The following is a 22117-nucleotide window of genomic DNA, read 5'->3' as shown; positions in this document are numbered from 1 at the left end:
GGCATTCATGTTCCTGTGTGGGCACAGGGGGCTCCAGGAACAGGCGCCGGCCATAAAGTTGACCTGATTGCTATGATTATCAGTTTAGCCATCGCCGGACTGCTTACCATTGGGATGAAATGGGGAGCACGATTTAATAACTTGATGGTCATCATCAAATTAAGCATCGTGGTTGTGGTCATTGCCGTCGGCAGTTTTTACGTTGATACTGCCAACTGGCATCCGTTTATGCCATTTGGTTTTCACGGTGTGATGGGTGGTGCCGCTCTGGTATTCTTCGCCGTATTCGGATATGACACGTTAACGACTGCTGCAGAAGAAGCGAAAAATCCGCAGCGCGATTTGCCACGGGCGGTGGTCCTGTCCTTAACGATTGCTCTCTCCCTTTATATCGGAATGTCCCTCGTAATTACCGGAATGGCTCCATATGAAACGTTAGGGAATGCAGCCCCGATTGCTAAGGCCTTTAGTCAAGTGGGGTTGAATTGGATTACCTTGATTATTTCTGCGGCCGCCATTACTGGGATTTTATCGGTACTGTTTTCCTTTATGCTTGCCGGTTCACGTATATGGTTCGCGATGAGCCGGGATGGATTGCTCCCGAACTGGTTTGCAAAAGTACATTCCAAATATAAGACCCCCTATCGCCCTACACTGATCATTGGTGCGGTAACAGCAGTTGTTTCCGGCTTAACTCCAATCAATGAAGTCGCAGAACTCGTCAACATCGGAACCCTGTCCGCCTTTATCCTAATTTGCGCTTCCATCATGGTGCTGCGCGTAAAACAGCCTAATCTGGAAAGGCGATTTAAAACGCCGTTTGTTCCATTTGTCCCTATTATCGGAATTGGTTTTTCCATTTATCTGATTATCAGTCTGCCTTCGATTACCTGGATTCGCTTTGTGATTTGGATGATTGTGGGGTTTGTTATTTATCTATTTTACGGTAAACGTAAAAGCAATCTTTCAAAAAAATTAACGTGAAGAGGAGCTGCTAAGGCGGCTTCTTTTTTTGTATTGAAGGCTTTTCGTAAGAAAAAAAGTAAAAGAGTTGGCAATCCCCAACTCTTTGTTTTAAACCGTTTTTTATACTATCATTTCATAGGCAACAATTACATTTTAATTAGTTGTCATTTCTTTATTGAAGTCTTGAACACTATGACTTTTTTGCATTCGTCTGAAAACCATTTTGGATAATAAAACGCTTATCTCATATATTAGAATCAGTGGAATTGCTACGGAAATATGAGAAATAAATTCTGGCGGAGAGATCATGGAGGCTATGATAACCAGAATGAAATACGCATATTTTCTGAGTTTCACTAATTTATGTGGATTCACAATGCCTAAAGTTGTTAAAAACATCGAGACAAGAGGCAATTCAAACGCTACACCAAAAGGTAAAGTCATATTTATTAAAAAACTAAAATATTTATCTGCCGTAAAAGAGGTTGTAAACATATCATTTCCTAATTTGATTAGAAAGCTCATAACATTTGGGAAAATAAAAAAATAACCAAATGCCAGCCCTCCAATAAAAAGAAAGAACAAGGCAGGAATATACGCTAATGTAACCTTCCTTTCCCCTGGCTTTAAAGCAGGTTTTACAAATAACCAGATTTGCCATGCAGCTATTGGGATTGTTCCAGTTACAGCAACAACAGTTGCGATATGAAAATAGATCCAGATAATATCGCTTGGCCCGAGAACCATTAATTTATAATCAAGATTGCCCATAAAAAAAATATATAAATCTTTGACATAAACCATTCCTAAAATAAAAAATAATATGAAAGCAAGTGCCGAAATAATTAATCTTTTTCGCAACTCATCAAGATGCTCCGTTAAATTAAGTTCTTTATCATCCATAGTGTTACTCCTGCCTAATAAATTGAGACATTCCATAAAAAATGCAAGAGGCCCACTTTCCATCATGCATTTTTCATGAGCAATTTTATCAAATTTACGTCTTCATTTTCTTAATAACCCAAAAAGATTATAATGATAAAAAATCATTTAGAGCAGACCTATTTTGTTCCAGGTTGATACTTAACACTGCACCAACGTTTTTGAATTGCTCATTTGTATAAGACCCATCCACGGGAATACGCATAGTTTTTATGTCATTAGATTGATTAGTAAGCAAATCTTTTCCCAAAGATAATAAAGTAGGTGTATCCAAATTAGTATCAACATATGGGTTTATAACCCCTAACATTTTAGGAAGTTTTAAAATACTTCCTACGCTCATAGCTTGATCCTTCAACTTGCCAATGACTTCCTGTTGTCTTTGAACCCGACCAAAGTCACTTAATTTATCATGTCTAAAACGTACATATCCTAATAACTTGTCCCCATGTAAGGTTTGTATTCCCGGTTCTATTGTCGTTCCAATTCCATACGACATTTTAGAAGGAACATCCACTTCGATTCCATCCGGTGCAATGATATCGGCAATTTTTGAGAACCCTTCAAAATCAACTATAGCGTAGTAATTTAAATCAATATCAAAGTTTTCTTTAATGGTTTGTCGAAGGAGCTCTGGCCCGCCATATGCATATGCTGCGTTTATTTTTTGCTTTCCATGACCAGGAATATTAACATATGTGTCTCTCATAATAGAAATCAACTTAGATTGATGAGTATCCTGATCATAGTGGGCAATCATAATGGAATCCGTTCTGGCGTGCTCTTCACCACGAGAATCGCTTCCCAAAAGAAGCACATTAATTCTTCCAAATTTCACATCTTCTCCCTGAAAAGCTTTCGCGTTTTTCGTTTCATCTTTAAATTTCCCGCCATCAGCAAGTGAAACTCCTTGTTTATATTGATAAGTTGCATAAGCACCCACACTGCCAATCATTAAGAGAAGAATTAAAAGAAGAATCCTTGTCCACTTAACACGTTTTTTCCTTCGTTGCATTCTTTCCATAGTACACCTTCTCGATTATTTTAATTTTGAAAAATTATTTTACATTAATGATCATTGCTTAATTGTTAGTAAATTTGCAACAAGTTGAATGGCCATAGCATCATCAATATAACCGACTGGAAAAATGTAATCCGGAATAACATCCACTGATACTATAAAATAGATTAGTGCACTTCCAGCAATTGCAAGCTCTCTTGGCGTTCCCTTATTTAAACGAAACCTCTCAAACATATCTTTTAACTGGCTTATAAAAGGCCCTAAACTGCCAATCTTTTTAAGCTTTTCACCAAAGCTTTTAAGAATACTTTCTTTTCCCTCTTCCGTTTGTGCATATTGTTCATAATTTGCTAACTGCCGTTCAACACCTGCTATGCTAAATTCAGAATCTATTAAATTAGAGGCTTCAAGTAACTTTTGAATACTTTCAACAGACATAGTGATATCAGATTGCTGAATTTCTTTTTTCTCTTCAACTGCAAAGCCTGCAGCGATAAATAATTCAGAGATGGGAACCCCTAAATAGTCAGCAAATTTTTGTAAATGCTCCGGCTGCGCTTTTCGTTTACCATTTATGATTCGTGAAATTGTGGCTGTGTCAATATCAGTAAGTTCACTCAGCTTCCTCATGGATAAAGAACGTTCTTTTAGCAATTTCTTCAATAACAAACCAAGCTGATTATCCATTTTCGCTTCCCTTCCTTTTTTACAATTCGTCGTAAATATACATTTACGTTGACAATTTGTCAACATAGGTTTTTCTTTTGTCAAAATTTAATGATGCCTTTTCAATGTTTCAGCTTTTTTGTAAAGGCTATTAAACCAATATGTGTCCAGAACATTGTTAAAAATATAAAAAGCCTTAGACAAATATATCAAGTCTAAGGCTTAAGGATAAGAAAGACTCTTCTAATAAGTTATATTATAAGTAATAAACTATCATTAGGTTTACCAGCCGCGGCCAGCACCGCCGCCACCCGAAGAGCCTCCTCCTCCGCCTCGGCCCCCACCTCCACCCCCTTTGCCATCGTCTCTAGACAGAATGGAAAGAACAAGATAGGTTAGTGTCCCTCCAAAAAACTTAAAATCAAGAAACACAAGGATAATAACCAAAAGAAAAATTAACCAACCTGGAATGCCGATTCCTTCATCCTCTTTTGGCTGGTCTCCAGCTTTACCATATTCGGCAAGAACCTCTTTTGCCAGTGCCTTATATGTTTCGACAACAGCTATATTTGGCTGTTCACTTTTTAAGTTAGGAATGGCGTATTCATCAAGAATTCTCCCTGCTTTTCCATCGGGAATCCTCCCCTCTAAACCATAGCCTACTTCAATCCTCGCTTTTCGCTCATTCATGGATAAAACGAGGAGCAAACCATTGTTGTCCTTGCCGTTTCCAATTCCATATTGCCGAAATGCTTCATTGGCATATTCATCAATGGTTCGGTCGCCAATTGTTTGGACGGTTAAAACGACAACCTGCGCAGTTGTTTGGTCTTCAACCTTTCTTCCTAAGTTTTGTAATTCTTCTTTTTCCTTATCATTTAATATATGGGCAAAATCCTGGACGTAAATGTCGCCAACTGGTTCAGGGATTTGAACATCCTCCGAAAATGCCTTTCCTGTATAAAGGAAAATAGTCAAAAATACCAAAAGAAAGCTGATGGCCTTCTTTGCCTTCATTATCCATTGCCTCCTCCAAAATCAACCTTTGGAGCTTCAGAGGCCTTAGGATCTGCTTCAAAATATTCCTTTTCATCAAAACCTGTCATTGCTGCAATCATTACTCCCGGGAAGCTTTTTACTTTTTTGTTATAAACCGCAACCTGGTCATTATAATCCTTGCGAGCAATGGCAATTCGATTTTCTGTTCCAGCCAATTCATCCATTAATTGTGTGAATTGACGATCTGCTTTTAGATTGGGATAGTTTTCAACCACAACAAGCAAACGGCTCAATGCGCCAGATAATTCGGCGTTAGCTGTCGCCTCTTCCTCCGGCGTTTTAGCACCGGCAAGTCTTGCACGTGCATCTGAAATAGAAGCGATGACTTCTTCTTCGTGGGCTGCATATCCTTTTACGGTATTTACTAAGTTGGGTACTAGGTCCAGTCTTCTCTGTAGTTGATTTTCAATTTGAGCATAAGATTGATTGACGTTTTCTTCTAAATTAACAAAATTATTATAACTAGACATTAACATAAAGCCGAAAACAACAATGAACACTCCAATTATACCTAATCCAACAGAAACTTTTTTCATTTTCACAGCGCTCCCTTCCATACAGTATATAGCGCTTGAAAATAAATGCCTCTTTATAGGAATAATTTCACAAAACTGGACTGCAGAATTGGTCAAGTGAATCGTAAAGCCCAAATAAGAGAAATACCTAGCCCTAAAGCATTTCACTGAAATATCCAAAGTATAATAATGATTAAGATCATGAAATGGATGTGATTTTGTTATGGAATGGAAACCTGATAGGTTATTAGTCTTAATTCTTCTTTATGTGATTCTAAGCGGATTCATGTTCTGGCTGCCAATAATAAGAGGCTTATTCGATGGACCATCATACTCGTGGTCAGGATGGATGGGATTAGGCGGATCTGGAATAGGAGGACAGTATTGGCTGTTATTGATTCTTGTTTCCTTAATGACTTCGGTAGTTATTTTGGGGTGGAGAGGAGCTCAAAAACCATTTCATTGGTTATTGCTAACATGGTTTATTCTCTTAGTCATTGAGTCAGGTTCTTGGTTCTTTTCTTCAGAAAAGGTCCATTTTAAGGGGGATACCCTAGGACTCGATTTTTCTTTGGAAAAAATAATTTTTCCTTTCGATATATTATTTTTGGTTCTTACTTGCTTATGGATCATTCGTGATAAGAGGTCAACTTCTCCCTTCCAATCACCTTCTTGGAAAAGATTAAATCGTAATCTATTAATTGTATTTTTTTGTTTTTTTCCATTTCAATTAGTACTTCTAAGATTTTTTGATAATAACAAGATATTTGACCAAATTGGGGTAATTCTGACTATATTCCAATGGATATTTTTAAATTTATCGTTCTATCCATGGCAAAGTCGACTGCCACATATAAGGATTCGCAAATAATAGGTTTGAATTCGCAAATAAAAGTACTGTATTTACAAATCAAACCTGCCCCCCAAAAAAGTCTAATATTACTCTTATGCTACGTCAAAATCAAAGAAGCTGATCTAAAAGCACGCAATATGCTTTTAAATCAGCTTCTTTCCACTATCTTACGTGGCCATTTCCGATCATAATATATTTCGTCGTAGTCAATTCAGCCAGCCCCATCGGGCCTCGTGCATGGAGCTTTTGGGTAGAGATACCAATTTCCGCCCCAAGCCCAAGTGCCCCGCCGTCCGTAAATCTGGTAGAAGCATTATGATATATCGCAGCGGCATCCACTAAGTCCATAAACTTCTTAGAAGTTTTACGGTTTTCAGTAATAATAGCTTCCGAGTGTTTAGTTCCATACTTATCGATATGTTCAATCGCTTCTTCCACACTAGTGACCGTCTTAATGGCGAGATCTAAACTCAAGTATTCTGTCGCCCAATCCTCTTCGTTTGCCAGCCCAGCACCAGGAATAACCGCCGCTGCTTTTTTATCAGCATGTACGGAAATATTGTGGTCTTTCAACGTTTTAATCAACGCCTGTTTATTGTGCTCCAGCCAGTCAAGATGGATAATTGCCGTTTCCACAGCGTTACATACAGCAGGTCGATCCGTTTTGGCATTCACCAATATGTTCAATGTTTTTTCCACATCCGCTTCCCTGTCAATATAAAGGTGGCAATTACCCACTCCTGTTTCTAAGATAGGTACTGTCGCTTCATTGACAACTGAATAAATGAGCGAAGCCCCGCCTCTTGGAATTAGCACATCTATATGCTCTTTCATCGTAAACAGCTGCTGAGTGGCGGTGCGGTCTGTACTCTCAATCAGTTGAACCACCTCTTTTGGGATCGCCGTCTTTACCAGCGTTTCCTGAATCACTTTAAAAATAGCTTTATTTGAAAAAATCGCTGAGGAACCTCCCTTCAGGAGAATGGCATTTCCTGATTTCAAAGCAAGTCCCGTTGCATCAACAGTCACATTCGGACGTGCCTCGTAAATCATACCAATCACACCTAAAGGAACACTTACTTTTTTAACAAGAAGTCCATTATCAAGTGTCCACTTGGAAAGGGTATCGCCGACAGGAACTGGCAGCTTGGCGACTTCACGTAGTCCGCTAGTAAAATCAAAAACTCGTTCTCTTGTTAAGGTAAGACGATCCAAATAGGCCTCGCTATACCCTTCGATTCTCCCGTATTTTATATCGATTTCATTAGCCTTCAATATGTCCTCCACTTTCGCTTCAAGCTGATCTGCTAACAGAGTGAGGGCTTGATTTTTTTCTTCTGTCGATAAGATACTTAGTCTTTTGGCCGCTTTTTTTGCCTTGATTGCCTGAATTTCAATTTTTGTTGAATCCTCTCTTAAAAGAACCATCGAATCCCTCCTATTGAATTAAATGAAACTTATCCGCCTGTTTTCGAAACCATTTCACGTTTGATAAAATAGGTCCCCGTAGCTTTTTGATGGACGGCATCTTTTAAAATATTGGGAGTCCCTGCTTTCCCTAAAAAGGAAAGGATTCCGGATGCCATGGCAATTTTAAAGGCATCGATTTTCGATTTCATTCCGCCTGGTTCCAACCGAGCTTCCAGTGCCGCCGGCTGCTTCTTCGATTTTCATGGTAATTTCATGAACGTGTTCCAGCCGAACAGCGTGGCTCATCTGGCGAGGATCGCCATTATACATCCCATCAATATCCGAAAGAATAATTAACATATCGGCATCAATGAGTCCTGCTATTTTGGCGGAAAGAACATCATTATTTCCAAACTTTAAGCGATTGACGGTCACCGTATCGTTTTCATTTATAATTGGAACAATTCCACGATTAAGTAAGACATTGATTGTATTTTTGGCATTATTATGACGGTTTTCGTCCGATAAATCCTCTCTAGTGATGAGAATTTGTGAAGCAACATAGCCGTGGGATAGAAAAAGCTCAGAATAGATTTCCATCAATAGGCTCTGGCCAATCGACGCGGATGCTTGCTTTTCCGGCAGCGCGCTCGGTGGTTCTGTAAAACCAAGTTTTCGATAGCCCGCTGCTACAGCACCAGATGAAACTAGCAGCACCTCGTGGCCTTCATCCTTTAATTGCACAACTTCTTCTACCAATTTTTCCAATTTCCTGCGGCTAATTTCACCACGAAGGCTTGTGAGTGAGCTGCTGCCAATTTTGACAACAACTCTCTTTTTAAAGCCTGAGGTCATCCAATCACTCCTATTTGGCGTCTTTGATAGTGGCTGTTCATTTCTTGGGAACGTTTTGCTGCTTCTTTAACGGCTTGCATAATAGCCCTTCCTCCGCCATGCTTCTCCAATGCCTCCAATCCGGCAGCCGTGGTACCATTCGGAGATGTCACTTTTTCTCTTAGCTCTGCCGGCGTACCCGTTTCCTGTATCATCATTTTGGCAGCACCCAAAATGGTTTGTGCACTTATTTGCCTAACTGTAGCGGCATCAAGGCCGCACTCTTTTCCTGCCTTTTCCATATGTTCGATTAAGTAATAAAAATATGCAGGGCCACTCCCAGCGATCCCTGTAAAGATATCCATTTTATCTTCGTCAATTTGATAAACAGTACCCAAACATGATAATAAATCCCTCACGATTGTCATCACTTTTTTTGTGGCATGTTTACCGGGACAGATCGCCGTGGCCGATTCACCAATCATACTGGATGTATTGGGCATAACCCGAACAACAGGCTGCCCTTGTGGAAGATATCTCTCGATCGAGTTCGTGGGAATCCCTGCGGCAACTGATAGAATGATCTGATTAGGTTTAAGCTTATTTGAAAGGTATTGTAATGAGGATCCTATGTCTTTGGGCTTCATGGCTAATATGAAGATGTCAATATGTTCAAAGGTTAACTCTTCTCGACTTATTCCCTTAATATCGTAAGTATTCTGGAGTTCCCGCAAACGTTTTTGATTCCTTCGGTTGGAAACCAGTATTTGTTTGGAAGGTATTTTGCCGGTATTAACAATACCTGAAATCATCGCCTCAGCCATAGAACCGGCTCCTAAAAAAACAACTGTTTGTTTGTTTAACATTCCATTCCTCCTTATTAAGGGTGAAGATATTTTTCTTTTTTACTGGATTCCAAATTAAAAATATATTTGTACTCTTCCTCTAAATCACTCAAAGTCCATTCATATAGATGCTTATTATTCTTTTTATAAACACCTGATTGAACAAGCTGATCCATCAGAAATTGTCTTCTTTGCTTAACCACAGTTCTAAGTAAATTTTTCAAAACAGAAACCTCCCGTTTTTCAAAAATAATAGTAATTAGATGTCTAATACATTTACTGCAATAGATGGAAGGCAGGGTGTAGTGTTAAGGATCCATCTCCCCCTTTCCCATAAATGCCATTATAAGGATGCGTTTTTTAAGAATTTGTCGATTGGGCTCACATTGATTAAGACTTAAAGGAATCTTTATCTTTCTTTAATAAAAGAAAAATAGATGTATTATTTGAAAAAAGGATTCCGTATTTTCAAAGCGGCTTTAAAGATATTCAAGATGAAAAAACCCGCCATTCTCCTAAATGGCGGGTAAAAAATTTATTTTCAATATAATTCTGATTAGTTGGTAGTCCTCAACATTCATCACTAAACTGGATAAACCGTTTTATGATCAGCAAGTATCACCAATTTATTTTCCTTAGGCAGGAACTTTATTTGGGCATTTGAGGAGTAAAACCAAGTCTTTTCCTTTTCTTTTGTTACGAATAAATTTAACTCATCTTGAAATTCCAACACCTTCGAAGCGGTTTCCTCATCGATGGGGAGCGATATCAGCCAATGATCCCCTTTTTCTTCAATCGTGTAGGTTTCCGATTGACATAGCAATCGGCTGCCGATGGAATGGCGAATCATTAACATTAGAATTCACCTCCAGGTAAATCAATTAATAAAAAGAAACTATCTTTACTTGCTTGAATCGTAATTTCCGGAAGATCTGTGATTCGGGCAGCATCCCTAGTCTTTAAAATGTTATCGTTATTAATTGATAATTCTCCATCAATCGTAAAGACGTATATTCTCCTGCCTTCTTCCTGCCGAAAGGTCAGTGTCTCCTTCCCATCCAGCCTGGATAAATAAAGGGTTACATCCTGATGAATTTTAGCAACCCGCTCCGAACCGATATGAGAGATAACTGGTAAGAGCTGATTGTGCATTTGCTCTAAGTCATATGTAATATCCTCATAGGAAGGGGTTAACTTCTTTTCATCCGGGGAAAACCATAGCTGCAGGAATTGGACTTCTTCCTGGTTTGACGCGTTAAATTCAGAATGAAGCACTCCGGTTCCGGCACTAATGCGCTGAATACTTCCTGTGCCGATGATTCCGGCGTTCCCTAAATTGTCCTCATGCTTAAGCTGTCCCTTTAATACAATTGAGACAATTTCCGCTTCACGATGCGGATGAATGCCAAAACCCCGTCCCGGCTGAACGGTATCGTCGTTAAAGACACGAAGTGGACCGAATCGGATATTCGATGGGTCATAATATTCTCCAAAAGAAAAACTTAAATTACTCTCCAGCCAGTCATTTTTTACTGTATAGCGCGTACTTGCAGGATAAAGCTGAATCAATTTCTGTCACTCCTTCAATTATCTTCTTCATATAGTAAAATCATGAAATATAAAAAAGTTGGAAAATATAGCAGGTTTTCTTCCGCTATATTCTCCAACCCCTTCCTTATCCATATATCAGGGACCATTTTATATTAGTGGATAAAAACCTACGCTTGATGTCTCTTAATTAAATCAACAAATGCATCTGCGAAAGTTTGTAAGAATTGGACCGTATTCTCGTCTTTCAATTTGCCGTTTTCATCCAACAAAGCAGCAACATTGCCGATATAAGCTTCTGGTTGTTGAACGGTTGGCATATTTAAGAATACAAGAGACTGACGTAAATGATGGTTGGCACCAAAGCCGCTCAAATTACCAGGTGATTGGCTGATAATGGCAGCCGGTTTGCCGCTCCATACACTTGCCCCATATGGACGTGATCCCACATCTAATGCATTCTTTAATACAGCAGGTACAGAGCGGTTATATTCAGGTGTGACAAATAAAACAGCGTCAATTTCCTTCATTTTGTTACGGAACGTTGTATACTCTGCCGGAGCATTGTTTTCATCATCAAAGTCCTGATTATATAAAGGCAGGTTGCCGATCTCAACAAATTCCGCTTCCATTCCTTCAGGGAATAAAGCTGCAACATTTGCGGCAATTTTTTTAGAAAAAGATTCTTTCCGTAGAGAACCAAGTAAAATTCCAATTTTGGTCATTTGAAACCATCCTTTGCTGCTACTTTATTTTTAATTCGAGATAATTGTAATCGAAATAATTTTTATTGTCAAAAAAAGCAGTTTGACTTTTTTAAAAATTATTTATAAGTAATATCGGCGAATTCTATTCTTTTTCAAACACTTTTGTACTTCTTACTGTATCAATCGGCCGGACCAGTTTTTCAATTTGCTCGCGTTTTGATTCGAAAAATGGCGGTAATGATAGTTTTTCACCAAGTGTTTCATACGGTTCATCACCCATGAAGCCCGGTCCATCTGTTGCAATTTCAAACAGAATTTGCGGGGCAACATTTGTATATAAGGAACCAAAATAATAGCGTTCCACATAACCGGAATTCGGCAAGCGGAAGGATTGCATTCGTTTCGTCCATTCATCTATTTCAGCACGGTCTTCAACTCGGAAGGCAGCATGGTGTACAGTTCCAAACCCTTGGCGTGCCCGGGGAAGAATGGCATTATACTCAACAATCACCTGTGCGCCATTCCCGCCGTCTCCTGTTTCAAACAAATGGTAAGAGCCATCTTTATCAATTTCTTTAAAAAGTAATACCTCTTCCATAATTGCTTTAAAATAATCGAAGTTGGAGACACGGACAAAGACCGGTCCTAATCCTGTAATGGCATGTTCCAATGGGATTGGTCCATTTTGCCATGGTATTCCTGAGGCAACACCTTGATTGTTCTCGTCGGAAATCAATTGGTACTGCTGATCATCAAAATCGACAAATGACAGTGTTTTCTTGCCAAATTGCTCTTTGATTCCTGTATGTTCAATATTTAACCGGTTAAACCGCTTTAGCCAATAATCTAATGCTGCATTATTCGGTACACGAAAGGATGTTTTTGAAATCTCGTCTGTTCCATGAACCCCTTTTGGAATTCCTGGGAAGTCAAAGAATGTCATATCCGTCCCTGGACCGCCTACATCATCCGCAAAAAATAAATGATACGTTTGAATATCGTCTTGGTTCACAGTTTTCTTTACTAAACGCACCCCTAAAACATATGTGAAGAATTCATAAATTTTTTCAGCGCTGCTTGTAATGGCTGTAACGTGATGTACACCCTTTAATTTGTTCATGATTATTTCCTCCCATTTATTAATGTTTTCCTCTATCTAGTAAAACCGGCTTATGGCCCGTATCTATTGTAATCACCCTATCTGCCATGCCAACAAACAAGCCATTATCGACCACACCGGGAATGTTATTTAAGATGCATTCCAACTCTTGGGGCTTTGTGATGCTGGGAAATGAACAGTCAATGATAAAGTTGCCATTATCCGTTTGAAATGGCTTTCCGTTCGTTAGACGCAATTTAGTTTCCCCTTGTAATTCCCTAATATAATTCTCAGTCTGCATCGCCCCAAAAGGAACGACTTCCACAGGAAGCGGAAAAGCTCCCAATGTTTTCACCATTTTCGAAGGGTCAGCCACTACAATAAATTTTTCCGCAGCCTTGGCTACGATTTTTTCCCGAACTAGCGCTCCGCCGCCACCCTTAATGAGGTTCAGGTGAGAATCGACTTCATCGGCCCCATCTATTGCAATATCAATTTTCTTAACCTCGTCCATATTGGCTAATGGGATGTGTAATTTTTTTGCTAATTCTGCTGTTTGAACCGAGGTTGGGATTCCTTGAATGGAAAGCCCCGCTTCCACTAGCGCTCCAAGTTTCATAATCGTAAAATAAACGGTTGAACCAGTTCCAAGCCCTACAACCATCCCGTCCTCAATGAAATCGGCTGCTAGTTCACCCACTATTTTCTTTTCATTCAAGGTTTCCGCCTCCTTCTTTCGGATGTTGTCACCCTAATTATTTGCTTATTACCTTTCGATACCAATTTGCAGCGGCTTTCACTTCATCCACCGTTAATTGATGTCCGCGATTTTCCCAGTGAAGCTCTACTTTTGCTCTAGCGTTCTGTAATAACGATTGAAGTTCAGTAGATTCCATAGGTGAACAGATTGGATCATTCGTCCCAGCAGCTATAAACACGGACGTTCCGGTCAAATCAGGAAGCTCAATTCCTTTTCGCGGTACCATTGGATGATGAAGAATGGCAGCTTTTAAGGCATTTTGGTAATGGAATAATAAACTTGCCGCGATATTTGCTCCATTTGAGTAACCAATCGCAACGATATTGTTTCGGTCGAAACTATACTTTTCAGCTGCTTCATCTAGAAACTCATTTAGCTCTTTTGTTCGAAAAATAAGATCTTCTTCGTCAAAGACTCCTTCCGCTAGCCTTCTGAAGAAGCGCGGCATCCCATTTTCCAATACATTCCCGCGAACGCTTAAAACATTGGCCTCATCGTCAATCATGCCGGCAAGTGGCAGAAGGTCTAATTCATTGCCACCCGTTCCATGAAGCAATAAAAAGGTGGGTTTTGTTTGGTCTTGCCCTTTATTGAATATATGTTTCATCCTTATTTTCCCTCCAGAACGTGGAACTATTTAGGTCTTTCGATTTCAAAGATATCACCGATTTTCGCATAATTATTTCCAGCCAATCGACTTACAGCAGATAGTCCCCTTGGGTCTATTCTTCCCTTTTCATAAATGCTGCTTTCAATATGATATTGAACAATTTTTCCAATAATCAAATCACATTCAGGAGAATCTTTTCCTCCCAATTCTATTGAATGCTCTACTAAACATTCCATCCTGACTTTCGCTTCCTTTACTCCCGGGACTGAAATTTTCACGCTTTCCACTGGAGTTAAATTCGTTAAGTCTATTTCACTTTGGTCAGGGGGAAGTGTCGACGCTGTTTTGTTGACTTCAGCAACATTTTGTTCGTCAACGATATGGACCACAAATTCCTTGGACTCCAGGATATTTCGCGCTGTGTCCTTTTGCCTCCCTGCTGAACGTTGAATGGATAAAGAAATCATTGGGGGGTTGGCTGACACAATATTAAAGTAGCTAAATGGTGCACCGTTCAACACCCCATCCTTCGAAATCGATGTGACAAACGCAATAGGCCTTGGGATAATGCTTCCTATCAAGAATTTATAATTTTCTCTTTCGCTAATTGTTGCAGGGTCAATCGAACGCAAAGAATCAGTCCCCTCGATAAATTAGTCTAATGGCCTTACTTCAATTGGAAGCAGCACTCGTTCTAGTTGTGCTCTATGTGGTTCATACTGGGAAGGCAGCATCAATTTTTCTCCCATCGTCGCTTGTGATTCATCATGCGCAAATCCTGGAGGATCTGTTGCGATTTCAAACAGAATTTTTCCATGCTCTCTAAAGTAAATTGCATTAAAGTAGTTTCTATCTTGTACTGGTGTTACCCCGTACCCATGACGCTTTACATACTGCTTCCAATCTAATTGATCCTCATCATCCTTAGCCCGCCATGCAATGTGGTGTACGGTACCGACACCCATTTGTCCGAGTCCAATTGGAGTTAATTTTAGGTCAATAATATTGCCGATTTCGGCTGTTGAACGATAACGGGCTAAATCGCCATCTTTACCGACAAATTCGAGCCCCATTACCATTTCTAACAATTCCGCTGTTTTATCAGGCTGTTCCGATAAAAGGGTTGCTCCGCCAAATCCTTTTATCGCCACTTCAGGTGTTACTCCCCCAAAGCTCCAGGAATTGGCTTCCCCTTCTTCTCTTTCGACAATTTCCAAATGAAGTCCATGTGGATCATCGAATTCCAAATATTGCTCTCCAAAGCGCTCTATTTTTGTGAAAGGAACCTCGAACTTTTCTAATCGCAGCTCCCAAAATCCCATCGCTCCTTTAGGAACAACATATGATGTTACCCCAACCTGGCCGTCTCCAATGATTCCTTGACGAGCACCTGGCCAAGGAAAGAAGGTAATGATGGTCCCTGGTTTTCCACCTTCATTTCCGAAATAGAGATGATAAGTTCCCGGATCATCAAAATTCACGGTTTGCTTTACCAAGCGCAGCCCTAAAACGCCGGCATAGAAATCTACATTTTCCTGTGGATGCCCGACAATAGCTGTGATATGGTGTATTCCCATTGTTTTCTTACTCATTTTTTAACACTCCCTTTTCGCGAGATAATTAAATGAATTCGATACTTTAGTTTTTCCTAGTCCATTAATTAAAATCTTATCATTTTAATTATAAATTAAGATTCTTTAATTCAGGATATTTTAGAACAAAAATGCATCTAATGCATATTGACCAGGGCCGATTAAAGCTACACCAATTGCAACAGCCAGCAAAGTAAGGTTAAATTCATATCCATTGGCTGTTGCCCATAATCCATTAGGAGCATGAACCTTGATAATCGCCATTGCCATCGTTCCTGCAATCAAAATTCCTGCAAGCGGGGTTAAAAATCCTAAAGCAAACAATAATCCGCCAATTAGCTCTGCCAAGCCTGCAATTATTGCCATGGTTACGCCAGGCTTAATGCCAACAGATTCAAACCATCCACCTGTGCCTTTCGGGCCATAACCGCCAAACCAACCAAACAATTTTTGCGCACCATGCCCTACAAATAATAAACCAATTACCAAACGAATAATTAATAAACCAATATTTAACATTTTAAAAGCCTCCTAATTGTTTTTTATCTCGGATTCGAGATATTTTATAAAAAATTTTTAAAATCTACACTTTATCTCTTACTTTTTTTAAAAGCCGGACCAATGTCTCTTCCTCATCCAAACTTAACGAATCAAACATGGAATTCACGAACTCATGATATTTTGGCATGATTTCGTCCATTAATCCATTTCCAGCATCCGTTAAGGTCACATGAATCACCCTGCGGTCATCCGGACAGGCATTTCTGCATAACAGACCTCTTTTTTCAAGCTTATCTATTACATAGGTCATCGAACCACTCGAGATTAATATGCAATTGCCAATTTGTTGAATGGTTTGTTTCCCTTTTTGATAAAGTACCTCCAGAACAGAAAACTCCGTAATACCAAGATTGTTTTTTGCGATTTCATCTTTAATGCGATCATGAATAGCTTTCGATGTTTGCATCAATATTAGAAAGGGCAAATTCGAGCATTTCCTGTTCATTTCCTTCACCTCCTTTTGAAATCTTGAATTAAATTATCTTGAATATGAGATAATAATAAATCCTAAATTTCTTTTTGTCAATAACCTTTTTTCGATTCTTATTAATCAACTGGTTCACGTTCTAACATAAAAAGTGAGGCAAGAGAACCGTCCCCATGCATCACCCGGATCAAGCTAAATACCTTTTTTATCTAAAAACTACTTTAACTACTAAATAACTCTACTATTAAATGAATATCGCTAGAATCTTGTTCATATAATAGTTTTAAAAAGGGAAAGAAGTGGTTCTTATGTCATTTTTTGCAGGAAAAATCTACTGTAATTTTTGTATGAAACCATTTAGAAGAAAGCCCGGAAATCCAGGTAAGTGGGTATGTCAGGGAAATACGCATCATCATACGTGTAATCCAAATATCGTGGAAGAGAACTGGCTAAAATCCGTGATTGGAATGAGATTGTATTGGGACGAGAAGGCTTATTTAGATAGATTGCTAGAAGAACAATTAAATCATATTGTTTTTGAGAGCACACATAGATTGGTTATTAAGTTTAACAACCCTATGATTGACGAGATTAGACTATTTGACGGAAATAATTATTATGGGTCAAACTTTAGGGTGTATGATTTGGGTTGGCAGTATGAAGATGTTTCATAATTTCGATAACTGGCACCATTAAAACCTTGCGTTCTGGTACTTTTTGGGGAGCCATCCATCCATTACAATTAGTTCATCTTAACAAATTGGAGGATGGAAAAATGAATGATTCTTTACAATTAACGTACAAAATCAATGTTTCAATCAGTGCAGAAGAGCTTTCTACAGTTTTTAAAGCATCCGGCATTAAGCGGCCTGTTGACGATTTACCTCGGCTGCAGCGGATGCTTGATCATGCTGATATTACAATTACGGCTTGGGTTGGTGAAAAACTTGCTGGAGTAGCCAGAGCTATTACTGATTATAGCTATTGCTGCTATTTATCGGATTTAGCTGTAGACAAGACCTATCAAAAAATGGGGATCGGCAAGGAGCTGGTGAGATTGCTGCAAGAGCAAATTGGAGATGAAGTGACGCTTATATTGCTCGCCTCTCCGATTGCGATGGAATATTATCCCCGCATTGGGTTTAAGAAAATAGATAACGGATATATAATTGCACGACAACGTTAAGCAGATTGGGTTTTCATAACGACCGGGACTCGGACTTTTCTTCTCGCTTGGGCGTTATGAGCCCTTTATAACAACCGAAACACGGTTTCTTCCTCTTGTTCGGTCGTTATGATCCTTTTCATAACGACCGAGTCTCGGTTTCCTCTGCTTGCTGGGTCGTTATAACCCTTTCATAACGACCGAGACACCGTTTCTTCCAATCACCTGGGCGTTATAAAACTTTCATAACGACCGAGTCTCGATTTCCTCCGCTCCCTCGGGCGTTATAGACCCTTTATAACGACCGGAATACCGTTTATTCCACTCGCCCGGGCGTTATGAACCACTTGCATAGCAGCGCCCCACCCATCCAATAAAAGGAAAATCCATCTTTTACTTAAAAAACAGTACCACCAACACTAATAGAATCGAAACTCCCTGCCCTACAGCCAGCCCAATCAGCCATTTTTTAAATAGCTGTTCCTTCTTCGCAGTGGCATCTGCATTCAGTTTCCATTTTTCTTCCCATAGCTCCTGGAAATCCCTTTGGTCCTGCAGCTGCTTTAGGTTCAATTGCTCCACCTCAGCCATCAGGCTGGCCTCAACATGGTGAAGATTCTTAGAAAGATCCGATAATCTTTCACTCATTGCTTCATATTTTATATTCGTGATGGAGGCCTGGTCAGTAATTCCCTGGGTGAATAGAACACCAATTTGCTCCTGAGATGACCGAATGGCCTCTAGGACCTTTTCGGTTTGCATCTCCATGAACTTATAATCATTGCGCTGCCGTTCTTTTAAATCCTCTAGCAGCTGTTCCGTCTTCGATAAATATTCTTGATATTGCTGATGCCACATGGCAATCTTTTTTTCCAATAGGGTTAACGTTTCATTAAAATGGTGAATCTTGCTGTCAAACAATTCCGACTGGGGTGCGATGATGTCTTCCTTGAGCTGCTCGCTGATATTCAGAGGAAACTGACTAAGTGACTGTCGCAAATTTTCAACAGACTCAAAAACTTCCCCATTCAATTCGGCAATCGTTTGTTCCCGGTCTTTTAATAGTGTCTTTAATTCATCATAAAAAAGAAGGCTATTGATTTTTTTTAACGATTGAATCGCTTCATTATATTTTTCATCCACGGTTCTGTTAGAAGTGCTCATTTCCAATAATCCTTTCTGCTTGCTTTAAAATCAACTGGCTGTATTGATGGTACAACCAGCGTTCCACCTCCGGCGTCTGCTCCCCAAACAATTTAACCTGCCATTTAGAAACGGCTTCTACAAATTCTTCTTTTAAAAATTCATCCAGCTTTTGCAACCGTTCTAATTCTTGGTTTTGTTCCCAGATTGCCCTCGTAAGTTGTTCTTCTAACGCTGCCAAGCTCAATTCCTTTTGCCGTTTTTGCTCTTGTAGTTCGGCTGCTTTTTCTGAGGCCAATTGATGTTGCTCCTTTTTGGCCGCAGACTGCTGCAAAAGATCTCTTTTTCCAATTTGCTTAACATGATTCAATTGGTTTATATAATACTCGTAAACTAACATGTTGTTTTCATCTAATGTATTTGCAACAATCCGATAATCCTCTTCAAAGTTTTTCAGGACTATATACTGGTCAAGTCCCCGGCCATGCTTCAAGGAAAGGCTGGACGCCTGCGGATTGGATTGGAATACATAGCTTGTTTCAGGAGCGGCATCGCGAAAAATTCGCGCTAATTTTCTTTCATTATCATCCAGCTGCTTTCGATAGAACTCCGCCATCTCCGATTCTACCTCATTAAAGCCCTCTATCAGTCTGGTCGTTTTCCTATCCTTGAACACGACTTGATCTTTTTTCAAATCAAATTCAAATTTCGTATGTAAGAGGCAGTTGAATTTTTCCAATTGAATAGTAGCCAACTCCGATAGCAGCCCTTCATAATGGATTATATCCTCTTGTAAATACTGGACGGCCTTGGTCAAATGCTGATAAACCTGCTCTTCTTCTTCGATGTTATCCTTTATCAGCTTTATTTCCTTTTCCATCCGGTCCAGATCAAGATTGTTCTGTCTATGAATGCTTTTCATCTTCATTATTTGATTTTCCGGTGTGAGTACTGTTTTGTCATCAAAGCACGTAAACTCTTCCTTAAAGCGATCCATCGCTTTATGTAACCATTGACCCTTCTCTTCCTCGAGTCTAGCAAGCAGATCGTTGCACATGCTACATAACCTCTATTTATTCATTTTTAAAAATCAAAACTCTCTATTACCATATTTAAGATGATATATACCATCTTACTATAATTTCTAGATTTTTCTAACCTTCCTGTCCATTTTTTTATAAAAATAAAATGCCAGGCATACTCAGGATGCCTGGCATAGTAAGGTTTTAACCTTTGAAATAAAATAAAGCAATTAAAAAAATGATTAAGCCTATTAAGAAAATGGGTCCAACACCGGAACTGTATACGACATAAATTTTAACGTGAAGTATCACATTGATTATAAGAACAATCAATAAGATTAATAATAAAAACATGACAATCAGCACATTATTATTTTTGTTCAAGATATCAGCCCTTTTTAGAAGCTTTTGACGGAGACATTGCTTGTACCTCTTACATAAATATTTTCAATTTGCGGATTTTATGCTACTAGTCCATCAAAGAATAATACTGTGTAAGTAATGGCGCTAATACGATGGAACCGACATTCGTCCACAATTGTTTCATTGATTCACTTTTAATCGAATCTGAAATTGGTAACAATGGAATTAAACTACCATGGATTTTAATTAGTATTCCTGTTATATTAGTTATTGTCGCTTCTAAGCGAAGGACACATGGAATGGTGAGTAGTCGCGGTTCCTTTATAGGAGCTGAGGAAAGTCCAGGCTCGCACAGTGCTGAGATGCCTGTAGTGTTCGTGCCATCTGCAAAGGTGGGCAGTCAATCTTGATATTGGCTGACGGCGGTGAAATCATGCTAAGTCTCTAGAGATATGCTGAGAATAACCTGAAAGTGCCACAGTGACGATGCTTTTCTGGAAACGGAAAAGGTGGAACGGGTAAACCCCACGAGCGAGCAACCCAAATTTTGGTCGGGGCATCATCCTGCGGGAAATGAACCTAACGGATGGATCAACCAATGGTTGATAGATAGATGACTACTGCTTCCTGTACGAGGCTTGACGCTGTTTGCAGTACGGAAGAACAAAACCTGGCTTACAGCCATTTCATGTGCAAATTTTAATAAAAGTTCTCTTAACAGGTAAAACTTTTTGTTTTACCTGTTTTTATTTTTGGTTTATAACACAGTCACTGACCCGCGGCTTCTTATTTCAAGTGGATCTTGTGCATCAATCGGTTGATTAACTTCGACCATTGGTGCCTTTGAATCAGCATCCGTTATGTCTTTGACAGGGCTCATTTCAGCGGGTGTCCCCATATCATTCATCACTTCAGGAAATTTGTTTTCTTTTTCCAATACAATCACCTCCACACTTATTATTCCGTTTATTCGTCAAAAAAATGAACATGGAAGAAATTTGATTGAAGGATATTTTTGAAATTGAAATCAAAAAATAAAAAAGAGGAGTAAAAAATTACTCCCCATCTGCCACAACGATTTTATACCCTTGTTGTTTCGGACCATTTTCGTATTCTTCAGCCGAAATTATGTAATAAGTTTCGCCATCGTTATTCGTAATCACGACTTCACTAGGACTTTTATCTACCTTGGCATCCATAAGTTGATCGTATGGAGGACCTAGTAGTTCGGTTAAGCTGTTACTCATGTAAGACACCTCCTATCTGAGTGATTCTAACAGAATTTTATGAAAAGTAAAAGAGAAAATAGGTTAAATCCCCTCTTGGTTTCCCCGCTGTCTCAAATATATCAGCTACCAAAACATTTTTCCTTATAATCACAAACTTTTTCTAACAAAACAACATTAATTGTTTTATAATACAAAATAACAATTTTAAGAAGGTGATTAAAATGAGAGAGGTAACATTAATTCAAATTTTCAATCATCATATTGCAAAAAAATATTTGAGCCGGTCTGGAATTGTACATGCTATTGCTTGTGCCTACCATGCCTTTAAGTTGGCAAAAGAACGGGGCGTTTCCGTTGATCTGGCAACAAAAGCAGCATTGCTGCACGATATGGGTCATTACACTTGGTATCGCAACGGCAAATGGGATTATGATTTATATAAACAAAATGATATACATGCAATTAAGGGTGCGGAAAGGGCCCATAAATTATTGATCCGGTTGGGAGAAAATCCGATTATTGCCAAAGAAATCGCACTGGCCGTCTTATTCCATACGGATTCTTACATGCCGGAAGGTTTTATCAACCGGACCCCGTTGCAAGAAATCGTCAAATTAGCCGATGAGATGGACGAGGAGCAAAGCGGAATGCACCACTATCGAAAAATGGATCGAGATAGAGCCATAAAAATGATAGAGCGGTTAGACGAAATGGTTAAGGAAGAACTGAAAAGCAGTGAGTTATAAAATAGGGAAAGGGCGATGCTTCTTGTGAACATCG

Annotated in this window: 27 protein-coding genes, 1 other RNA gene and 1 pseudogene; 6 read left to right on the top strand and 23 right to left on the bottom strand. The window is 39.2% G+C overall.

Annotated elements, in window-relative coordinates; genetic code table 11:
* Positions 1-984, top strand: a 984-nt coding sequence (locus tag KHB02_RS02695; RefSeq protein ID WP_241113680.1) for an amino acid permease, incomplete at its 5' end; no start/stop codon positions are given.
* 135 nt (positions 985-1119) lie between these two features.
* On the opposite strand, the gene tatC is transcribed toward KHB02_RS02695, so the two are convergent.
* The 5 genes from tatC to KHB02_RS02670 all read right to left on the bottom strand — a co-directional run bounded on the left by tatC (position 1120) and on the right by KHB02_RS02670 (position 5190).
* Positions 1120-1869: a twin-arginine translocase subunit TatC gene (gene tatC, locus KHB02_RS02690; protein WP_213145522.1), complete on the bottom strand. Its 750-nt coding sequence runs from the start codon at positions 1867-1869 to the stop codon at positions 1120-1122.
* A 127-nt stretch (positions 1870-1996) separates the two neighbouring features.
* Positions 1997-2932 carry an LCP family protein gene (locus KHB02_RS02685; RefSeq protein WP_213145521.1) on the bottom strand — a complete coding sequence of 312 codons (936 nt, stop codon included), beginning with the start codon at positions 2930-2932 and terminating at the stop codon, positions 1997-1999.
* A 51-nt stretch (positions 2933-2983) separates the two neighbouring features.
* The gene (locus KHB02_RS02680) at positions 2984-3616 is read right to left on the bottom strand and encodes a helix-turn-helix domain-containing protein (protein WP_213145520.1); all 633 of its coding nucleotides are present in this window, start codon (positions 3614-3616) and stop codon (positions 2984-2986) included.
* A gap of 261 nt (positions 3617-3877) precedes the next feature.
* A complete protein-coding gene (locus tag KHB02_RS02675; RefSeq protein ID WP_213145519.1) occupies positions 3878-4612 on the bottom strand; it encodes a TPM domain-containing protein in 735 nt (244 codons plus the stop codon).
* Positions 4612-5190 (bottom strand): LemA family protein, encoded by a 579-nt coding sequence (locus KHB02_RS02670; RefSeq protein WP_213146036.1) that lies wholly within the window; start codon positions 5188-5190, stop codon positions 4612-4614. Before KHB02_RS02670 ends, KHB02_RS02675 begins: the two co-directional genes overlap by 1 nt.
* Before the next feature lie 202 nt (positions 5191-5392).
* Between KHB02_RS02670 and KHB02_RS02665 the strand changes: the two genes are divergently transcribed.
* A complete protein-coding gene (locus tag KHB02_RS02665) occupies positions 5393-6040 on the top strand; it encodes a hypothetical protein (RefSeq protein ID WP_213145518.1) in 648 nt (215 codons plus the stop codon).
* A gap of 144 nt (positions 6041-6184) precedes the next feature.
* On the opposite strand, the gene KHB02_RS02660 is transcribed toward KHB02_RS02665, so the two are convergent.
* From KHB02_RS02660 to KHB02_RS02595, 14 genes and pseudogenes are all read right to left on the bottom strand, one after another.
* Positions 6185-7450: a glutamate-5-semialdehyde dehydrogenase gene (locus tag KHB02_RS02660; RefSeq protein ID WP_213145517.1), complete on the bottom strand. Its 1266-nt coding sequence runs from the start codon at positions 7448-7450 to the stop codon at positions 6185-6187.
* A 62-nt stretch (positions 7451-7512) separates the two neighbouring features.
* Positions 7513-8287: pseudogene (gene proB, locus KHB02_RS02655) on the bottom strand (glutamate 5-kinase); the annotation flags it as partial.
* Positions 8284-9132 carry a pyrroline-5-carboxylate reductase gene (gene proC, locus KHB02_RS02650; protein WP_213145516.1) on the bottom strand — a complete coding sequence of 283 codons (849 nt, stop codon included), beginning with the start codon at positions 9130-9132 and terminating at the stop codon, positions 8284-8286. The gene proC and the pseudogene proB, both read right to left, overlap by 4 nt.
* 14 nt (positions 9133-9146) lie before the next feature.
* On the bottom strand, positions 9147-9335 hold the full coding sequence (locus KHB02_RS02645) for a Fur-regulated basic protein FbpA (protein WP_213145515.1): 189 nt from the start codon (positions 9333-9335) through the stop codon (positions 9147-9149).
* Between the two features lie 359 nt (positions 9336-9694).
* The gene (locus KHB02_RS02640; protein WP_213145514.1) at positions 9695-9967 is read right to left on the bottom strand and encodes a hypothetical protein; all 273 of its coding nucleotides are present in this window, start codon (positions 9965-9967) and stop codon (positions 9695-9697) included.
* A complete protein-coding gene (locus tag KHB02_RS02635; protein ID WP_213145513.1) occupies positions 9967-10680 on the bottom strand; it encodes a pirin family protein in 714 nt (237 codons plus the stop codon). Before KHB02_RS02635 ends, KHB02_RS02640 begins: the two co-directional genes overlap by 1 nt.
* 149 nt (positions 10681-10829) lie before the next feature.
* Positions 10830-11384 (bottom strand): NADPH-dependent FMN reductase, encoded by a 555-nt coding sequence (locus KHB02_RS02630; RefSeq protein WP_213145512.1) that lies wholly within the window; start codon positions 11382-11384, stop codon positions 10830-10832.
* Positions 11385-11508: 124 nt separating this feature from the next.
* The gene (locus KHB02_RS02625) at positions 11509-12486 is read right to left on the bottom strand and encodes a ring-cleaving dioxygenase (protein ID WP_213145511.1); all 978 of its coding nucleotides are present in this window, start codon (positions 12484-12486) and stop codon (positions 11509-11511) included.
* Between the two features lie 19 nt (positions 12487-12505).
* Positions 12506-13183, bottom strand: coding sequence for a ribose-5-phosphate isomerase RpiA (gene rpiA / locus KHB02_RS02620; RefSeq protein WP_213145510.1), 678 nt, complete (start codon positions 13181-13183; stop codon positions 12506-12508).
* Between the two features lie 37 nt (positions 13184-13220).
* A complete protein-coding gene (locus KHB02_RS02615; protein ID WP_213145509.1) occupies positions 13221-13832 on the bottom strand; it encodes an alpha/beta hydrolase in 612 nt (203 codons plus the stop codon).
* 26 nt (positions 13833-13858) lie between these two features.
* Complete coding sequence (locus tag KHB02_RS02610; RefSeq protein WP_213145508.1) at positions 13859-14467, bottom strand: flavin reductase family protein; 609 nt, start codon at positions 14465-14467, stop codon at positions 13859-13861.
* Positions 14468-14488: 21 nt separating this feature from the next.
* Complete coding sequence (locus KHB02_RS02605; RefSeq protein ID WP_213145507.1) at positions 14489-15427, bottom strand: ring-cleaving dioxygenase; 939 nt, start codon at positions 15425-15427, stop codon at positions 14489-14491.
* Between the two features lie 120 nt (positions 15428-15547).
* The gene (locus KHB02_RS02600) at positions 15548-15946 is read right to left on the bottom strand and encodes a DoxX family protein (protein ID WP_213145506.1); all 399 of its coding nucleotides are present in this window, start codon (positions 15944-15946) and stop codon (positions 15548-15550) included.
* A gap of 64 nt (positions 15947-16010) precedes the next feature.
* Positions 16011-16433 (bottom strand): MarR family winged helix-turn-helix transcriptional regulator, encoded by a 423-nt coding sequence (locus KHB02_RS02595; protein ID WP_213145505.1) that lies wholly within the window; start codon positions 16431-16433, stop codon positions 16011-16013.
* 290 nt (positions 16434-16723) lie between these two features.
* Here KHB02_RS02595 and KHB02_RS02590 point away from each other — a divergent pair, with 290 nt between their 5' ends.
* Both KHB02_RS02590 and KHB02_RS02585 read left to right on the top strand, forming a co-directional pair.
* Positions 16724-17089, top strand: a complete 366-nt coding sequence (locus KHB02_RS02590; protein ID WP_213145504.1) for a recombinase zinc ribbon domain-containing protein — start codon at positions 16724-16726, stop codon at positions 17087-17089.
* 101 nt (positions 17090-17190) lie between these two features.
* Entirely contained in the window at positions 17191-17601 is a 411-nt protein-coding gene (locus tag KHB02_RS02585; RefSeq protein WP_213145503.1) for a GNAT family N-acetyltransferase, read from the top strand.
* Between the two features lie 372 nt (positions 17602-17973).
* Here the strand turns inward: KHB02_RS02585 and KHB02_RS02580 are convergent, their stop codons facing one another.
* Both KHB02_RS02580 and KHB02_RS02575 read right to left on the bottom strand, forming a co-directional pair.
* Positions 17974-18744: a hypothetical protein gene (locus tag KHB02_RS02580; RefSeq protein WP_213145502.1), complete on the bottom strand. Its 771-nt coding sequence runs from the start codon at positions 18742-18744 to the stop codon at positions 17974-17976.
* Positions 18731-19780 (bottom strand): hypothetical protein, encoded by a 1050-nt coding sequence (locus KHB02_RS02575; RefSeq protein ID WP_213145501.1) that lies wholly within the window; start codon positions 19778-19780, stop codon positions 18731-18733. Before KHB02_RS02575 ends, KHB02_RS02580 begins: the two co-directional genes overlap by 14 nt.
* A 626-nt stretch (positions 19781-20406) precedes the next feature.
* Between KHB02_RS02575 and rnpB the strand changes: the two genes are divergently transcribed.
* An RNA gene (rnpB, locus tag KHB02_RS02570) (RNase P RNA component class B) lies at positions 20407-20791 on the top strand.
* A 74-nt stretch (positions 20792-20865) separates the two neighbouring features.
* Here the strand turns inward: rnpB and KHB02_RS02565 are convergent.
* On the bottom strand, positions 20866-21045 hold the full coding sequence (locus KHB02_RS02565; RefSeq protein WP_213145500.1) for a hypothetical protein: 180 nt from the start codon (positions 21043-21045) through the stop codon (positions 20866-20868).
* A 118-nt stretch (positions 21046-21163) separates the two neighbouring features.
* Positions 21164-21355, bottom strand: a complete 192-nt coding sequence (locus KHB02_RS02560) for a type II toxin-antitoxin system Phd/YefM family antitoxin (protein ID WP_213145499.1) — start codon at positions 21353-21355, stop codon at positions 21164-21166.
* Positions 21356-21558: 203 nt separating this feature from the next.
* On the opposite strand from KHB02_RS02560, the gene KHB02_RS02555 reads away from it, so the two are divergent.
* Positions 21559-22083: an HD domain-containing protein gene (locus tag KHB02_RS02555; protein WP_213145498.1), complete on the top strand. Its 525-nt coding sequence runs from the start codon at positions 21559-21561 to the stop codon at positions 22081-22083.
* The last annotated feature ends 34 nt before the right edge of the window (positions 22084-22117 follow it).

Source organism: Neobacillus citreus, from assembly GCF_018343545.2.
GTDB lineage: Bacteria > Bacillota > Bacilli > Bacillales > Cytobacillaceae > Neobacillus > Neobacillus citreus.
Note: the sequence above shows the minus strand (reverse complement) of the source record. Positions and strands in the feature narration are given on the sequence as shown.

Excerpts from the sequence above, each read along its gene's own strand:
- tatC (WP_213145522.1), bottom strand. The coding sequence starts at position 1,869 with ATGGATGATAAAGAACTTAATTTAACGGAGCATCTTGATGAGTTGCGA.
- KHB02_RS02685 (WP_213145521.1), bottom strand. The coding sequence starts at position 2,932 with ATGGAAAGAATGCAACGAAGGAAAAAACGTGTTAAGTGGACAAGGATT.
- KHB02_RS02680 (WP_213145520.1), bottom strand. The coding sequence starts at position 3,616 with ATGGATAATCAGCTTGGTTTGTTATTGAAGAAATTGCTAAAAGAACGT.
- KHB02_RS02675 (WP_213145519.1), bottom strand. The coding sequence starts at position 4,612 with ATGAAGGCAAAGAAGGCCATCAGCTTTCTTTTGGTATTTTTGACTATT.
- KHB02_RS02670 (WP_213146036.1), bottom strand. The coding sequence starts at position 5,190 with ATGAAAAAAGTTTCTGTTGGATTAGGTATAATTGGAGTGTTCATTGTT.
- KHB02_RS02665 (WP_213145518.1), top strand. The coding sequence starts at position 5,393 with ATGGAATGGAAACCTGATAGGTTATTAGTCTTAATTCTTCTTTATGTG.
- KHB02_RS02660 (WP_213145517.1), bottom strand. The coding sequence starts at position 7,450 with ATGGTTCTTTTAAGAGAGGATTCAACAAAAATTGAAATTCAGGCAATC.
- proC (WP_213145516.1), bottom strand. The coding sequence starts at position 9,132 with ATGTTAAACAAACAAACAGTTGTTTTTTTAGGAGCCGGTTCTATGGCT.
- KHB02_RS02640 (WP_213145514.1), bottom strand. The coding sequence starts at position 9,967 with ATGTTAATGATTCGCCATTCCATCGGCAGCCGATTGCTATGTCAATCG.
- KHB02_RS02630 (WP_213145512.1), bottom strand. The coding sequence starts at position 11,384 with ATGACCAAAATTGGAATTTTACTTGGTTCTCTACGGAAAGAATCTTTT.
- KHB02_RS02625 (WP_213145511.1), bottom strand. The coding sequence starts at position 12,486 with ATGAACAAATTAAAGGGTGTACATCACGTTACAGCCATTACAAGCAGC.
- KHB02_RS02615 (WP_213145509.1), bottom strand. The coding sequence starts at position 13,832 with ATGAAACATATATTCAATAAAGGGCAAGACCAAACAAAACCCACCTTT.
- KHB02_RS02605 (WP_213145507.1), bottom strand. The coding sequence starts at position 15,427 with ATGAGTAAGAAAACAATGGGAATACACCATATCACAGCTATTGTCGGG.
- KHB02_RS02600 (WP_213145506.1), bottom strand. The coding sequence starts at position 15,946 with ATGTTAAATATTGGTTTATTAATTATTCGTTTGGTAATTGGTTTATTA.
- KHB02_RS02595 (WP_213145505.1), bottom strand. The coding sequence starts at position 16,433 with ATGAACAGGAAATGCTCGAATTTGCCCTTTCTAATATTGATGCAAACA.
- KHB02_RS02590 (WP_213145504.1), top strand. The coding sequence starts at position 16,724 with ATGTCATTTTTTGCAGGAAAAATCTACTGTAATTTTTGTATGAAACCA.
- KHB02_RS02585 (WP_213145503.1), top strand. The coding sequence starts at position 17,191 with ATGAATGATTCTTTACAATTAACGTACAAAATCAATGTTTCAATCAGT.
- KHB02_RS02580 (WP_213145502.1), bottom strand. The coding sequence starts at position 18,744 with ATGAGCACTTCTAACAGAACCGTGGATGAAAAATATAATGAAGCGATT.
- KHB02_RS02575 (WP_213145501.1), bottom strand. The coding sequence starts at position 19,780 with ATGTGCAACGATCTGCTTGCTAGACTCGAGGAAGAGAAGGGTCAATGG.
- KHB02_RS02560 (WP_213145499.1), bottom strand. The coding sequence starts at position 21,355 with ATGAGTAACAGCTTAACCGAACTACTAGGTCCTCCATACGATCAACTT.
- KHB02_RS02555 (WP_213145498.1), top strand. The coding sequence starts at position 21,559 with ATGAGAGAGGTAACATTAATTCAAATTTTCAATCATCATATTGCAAAA.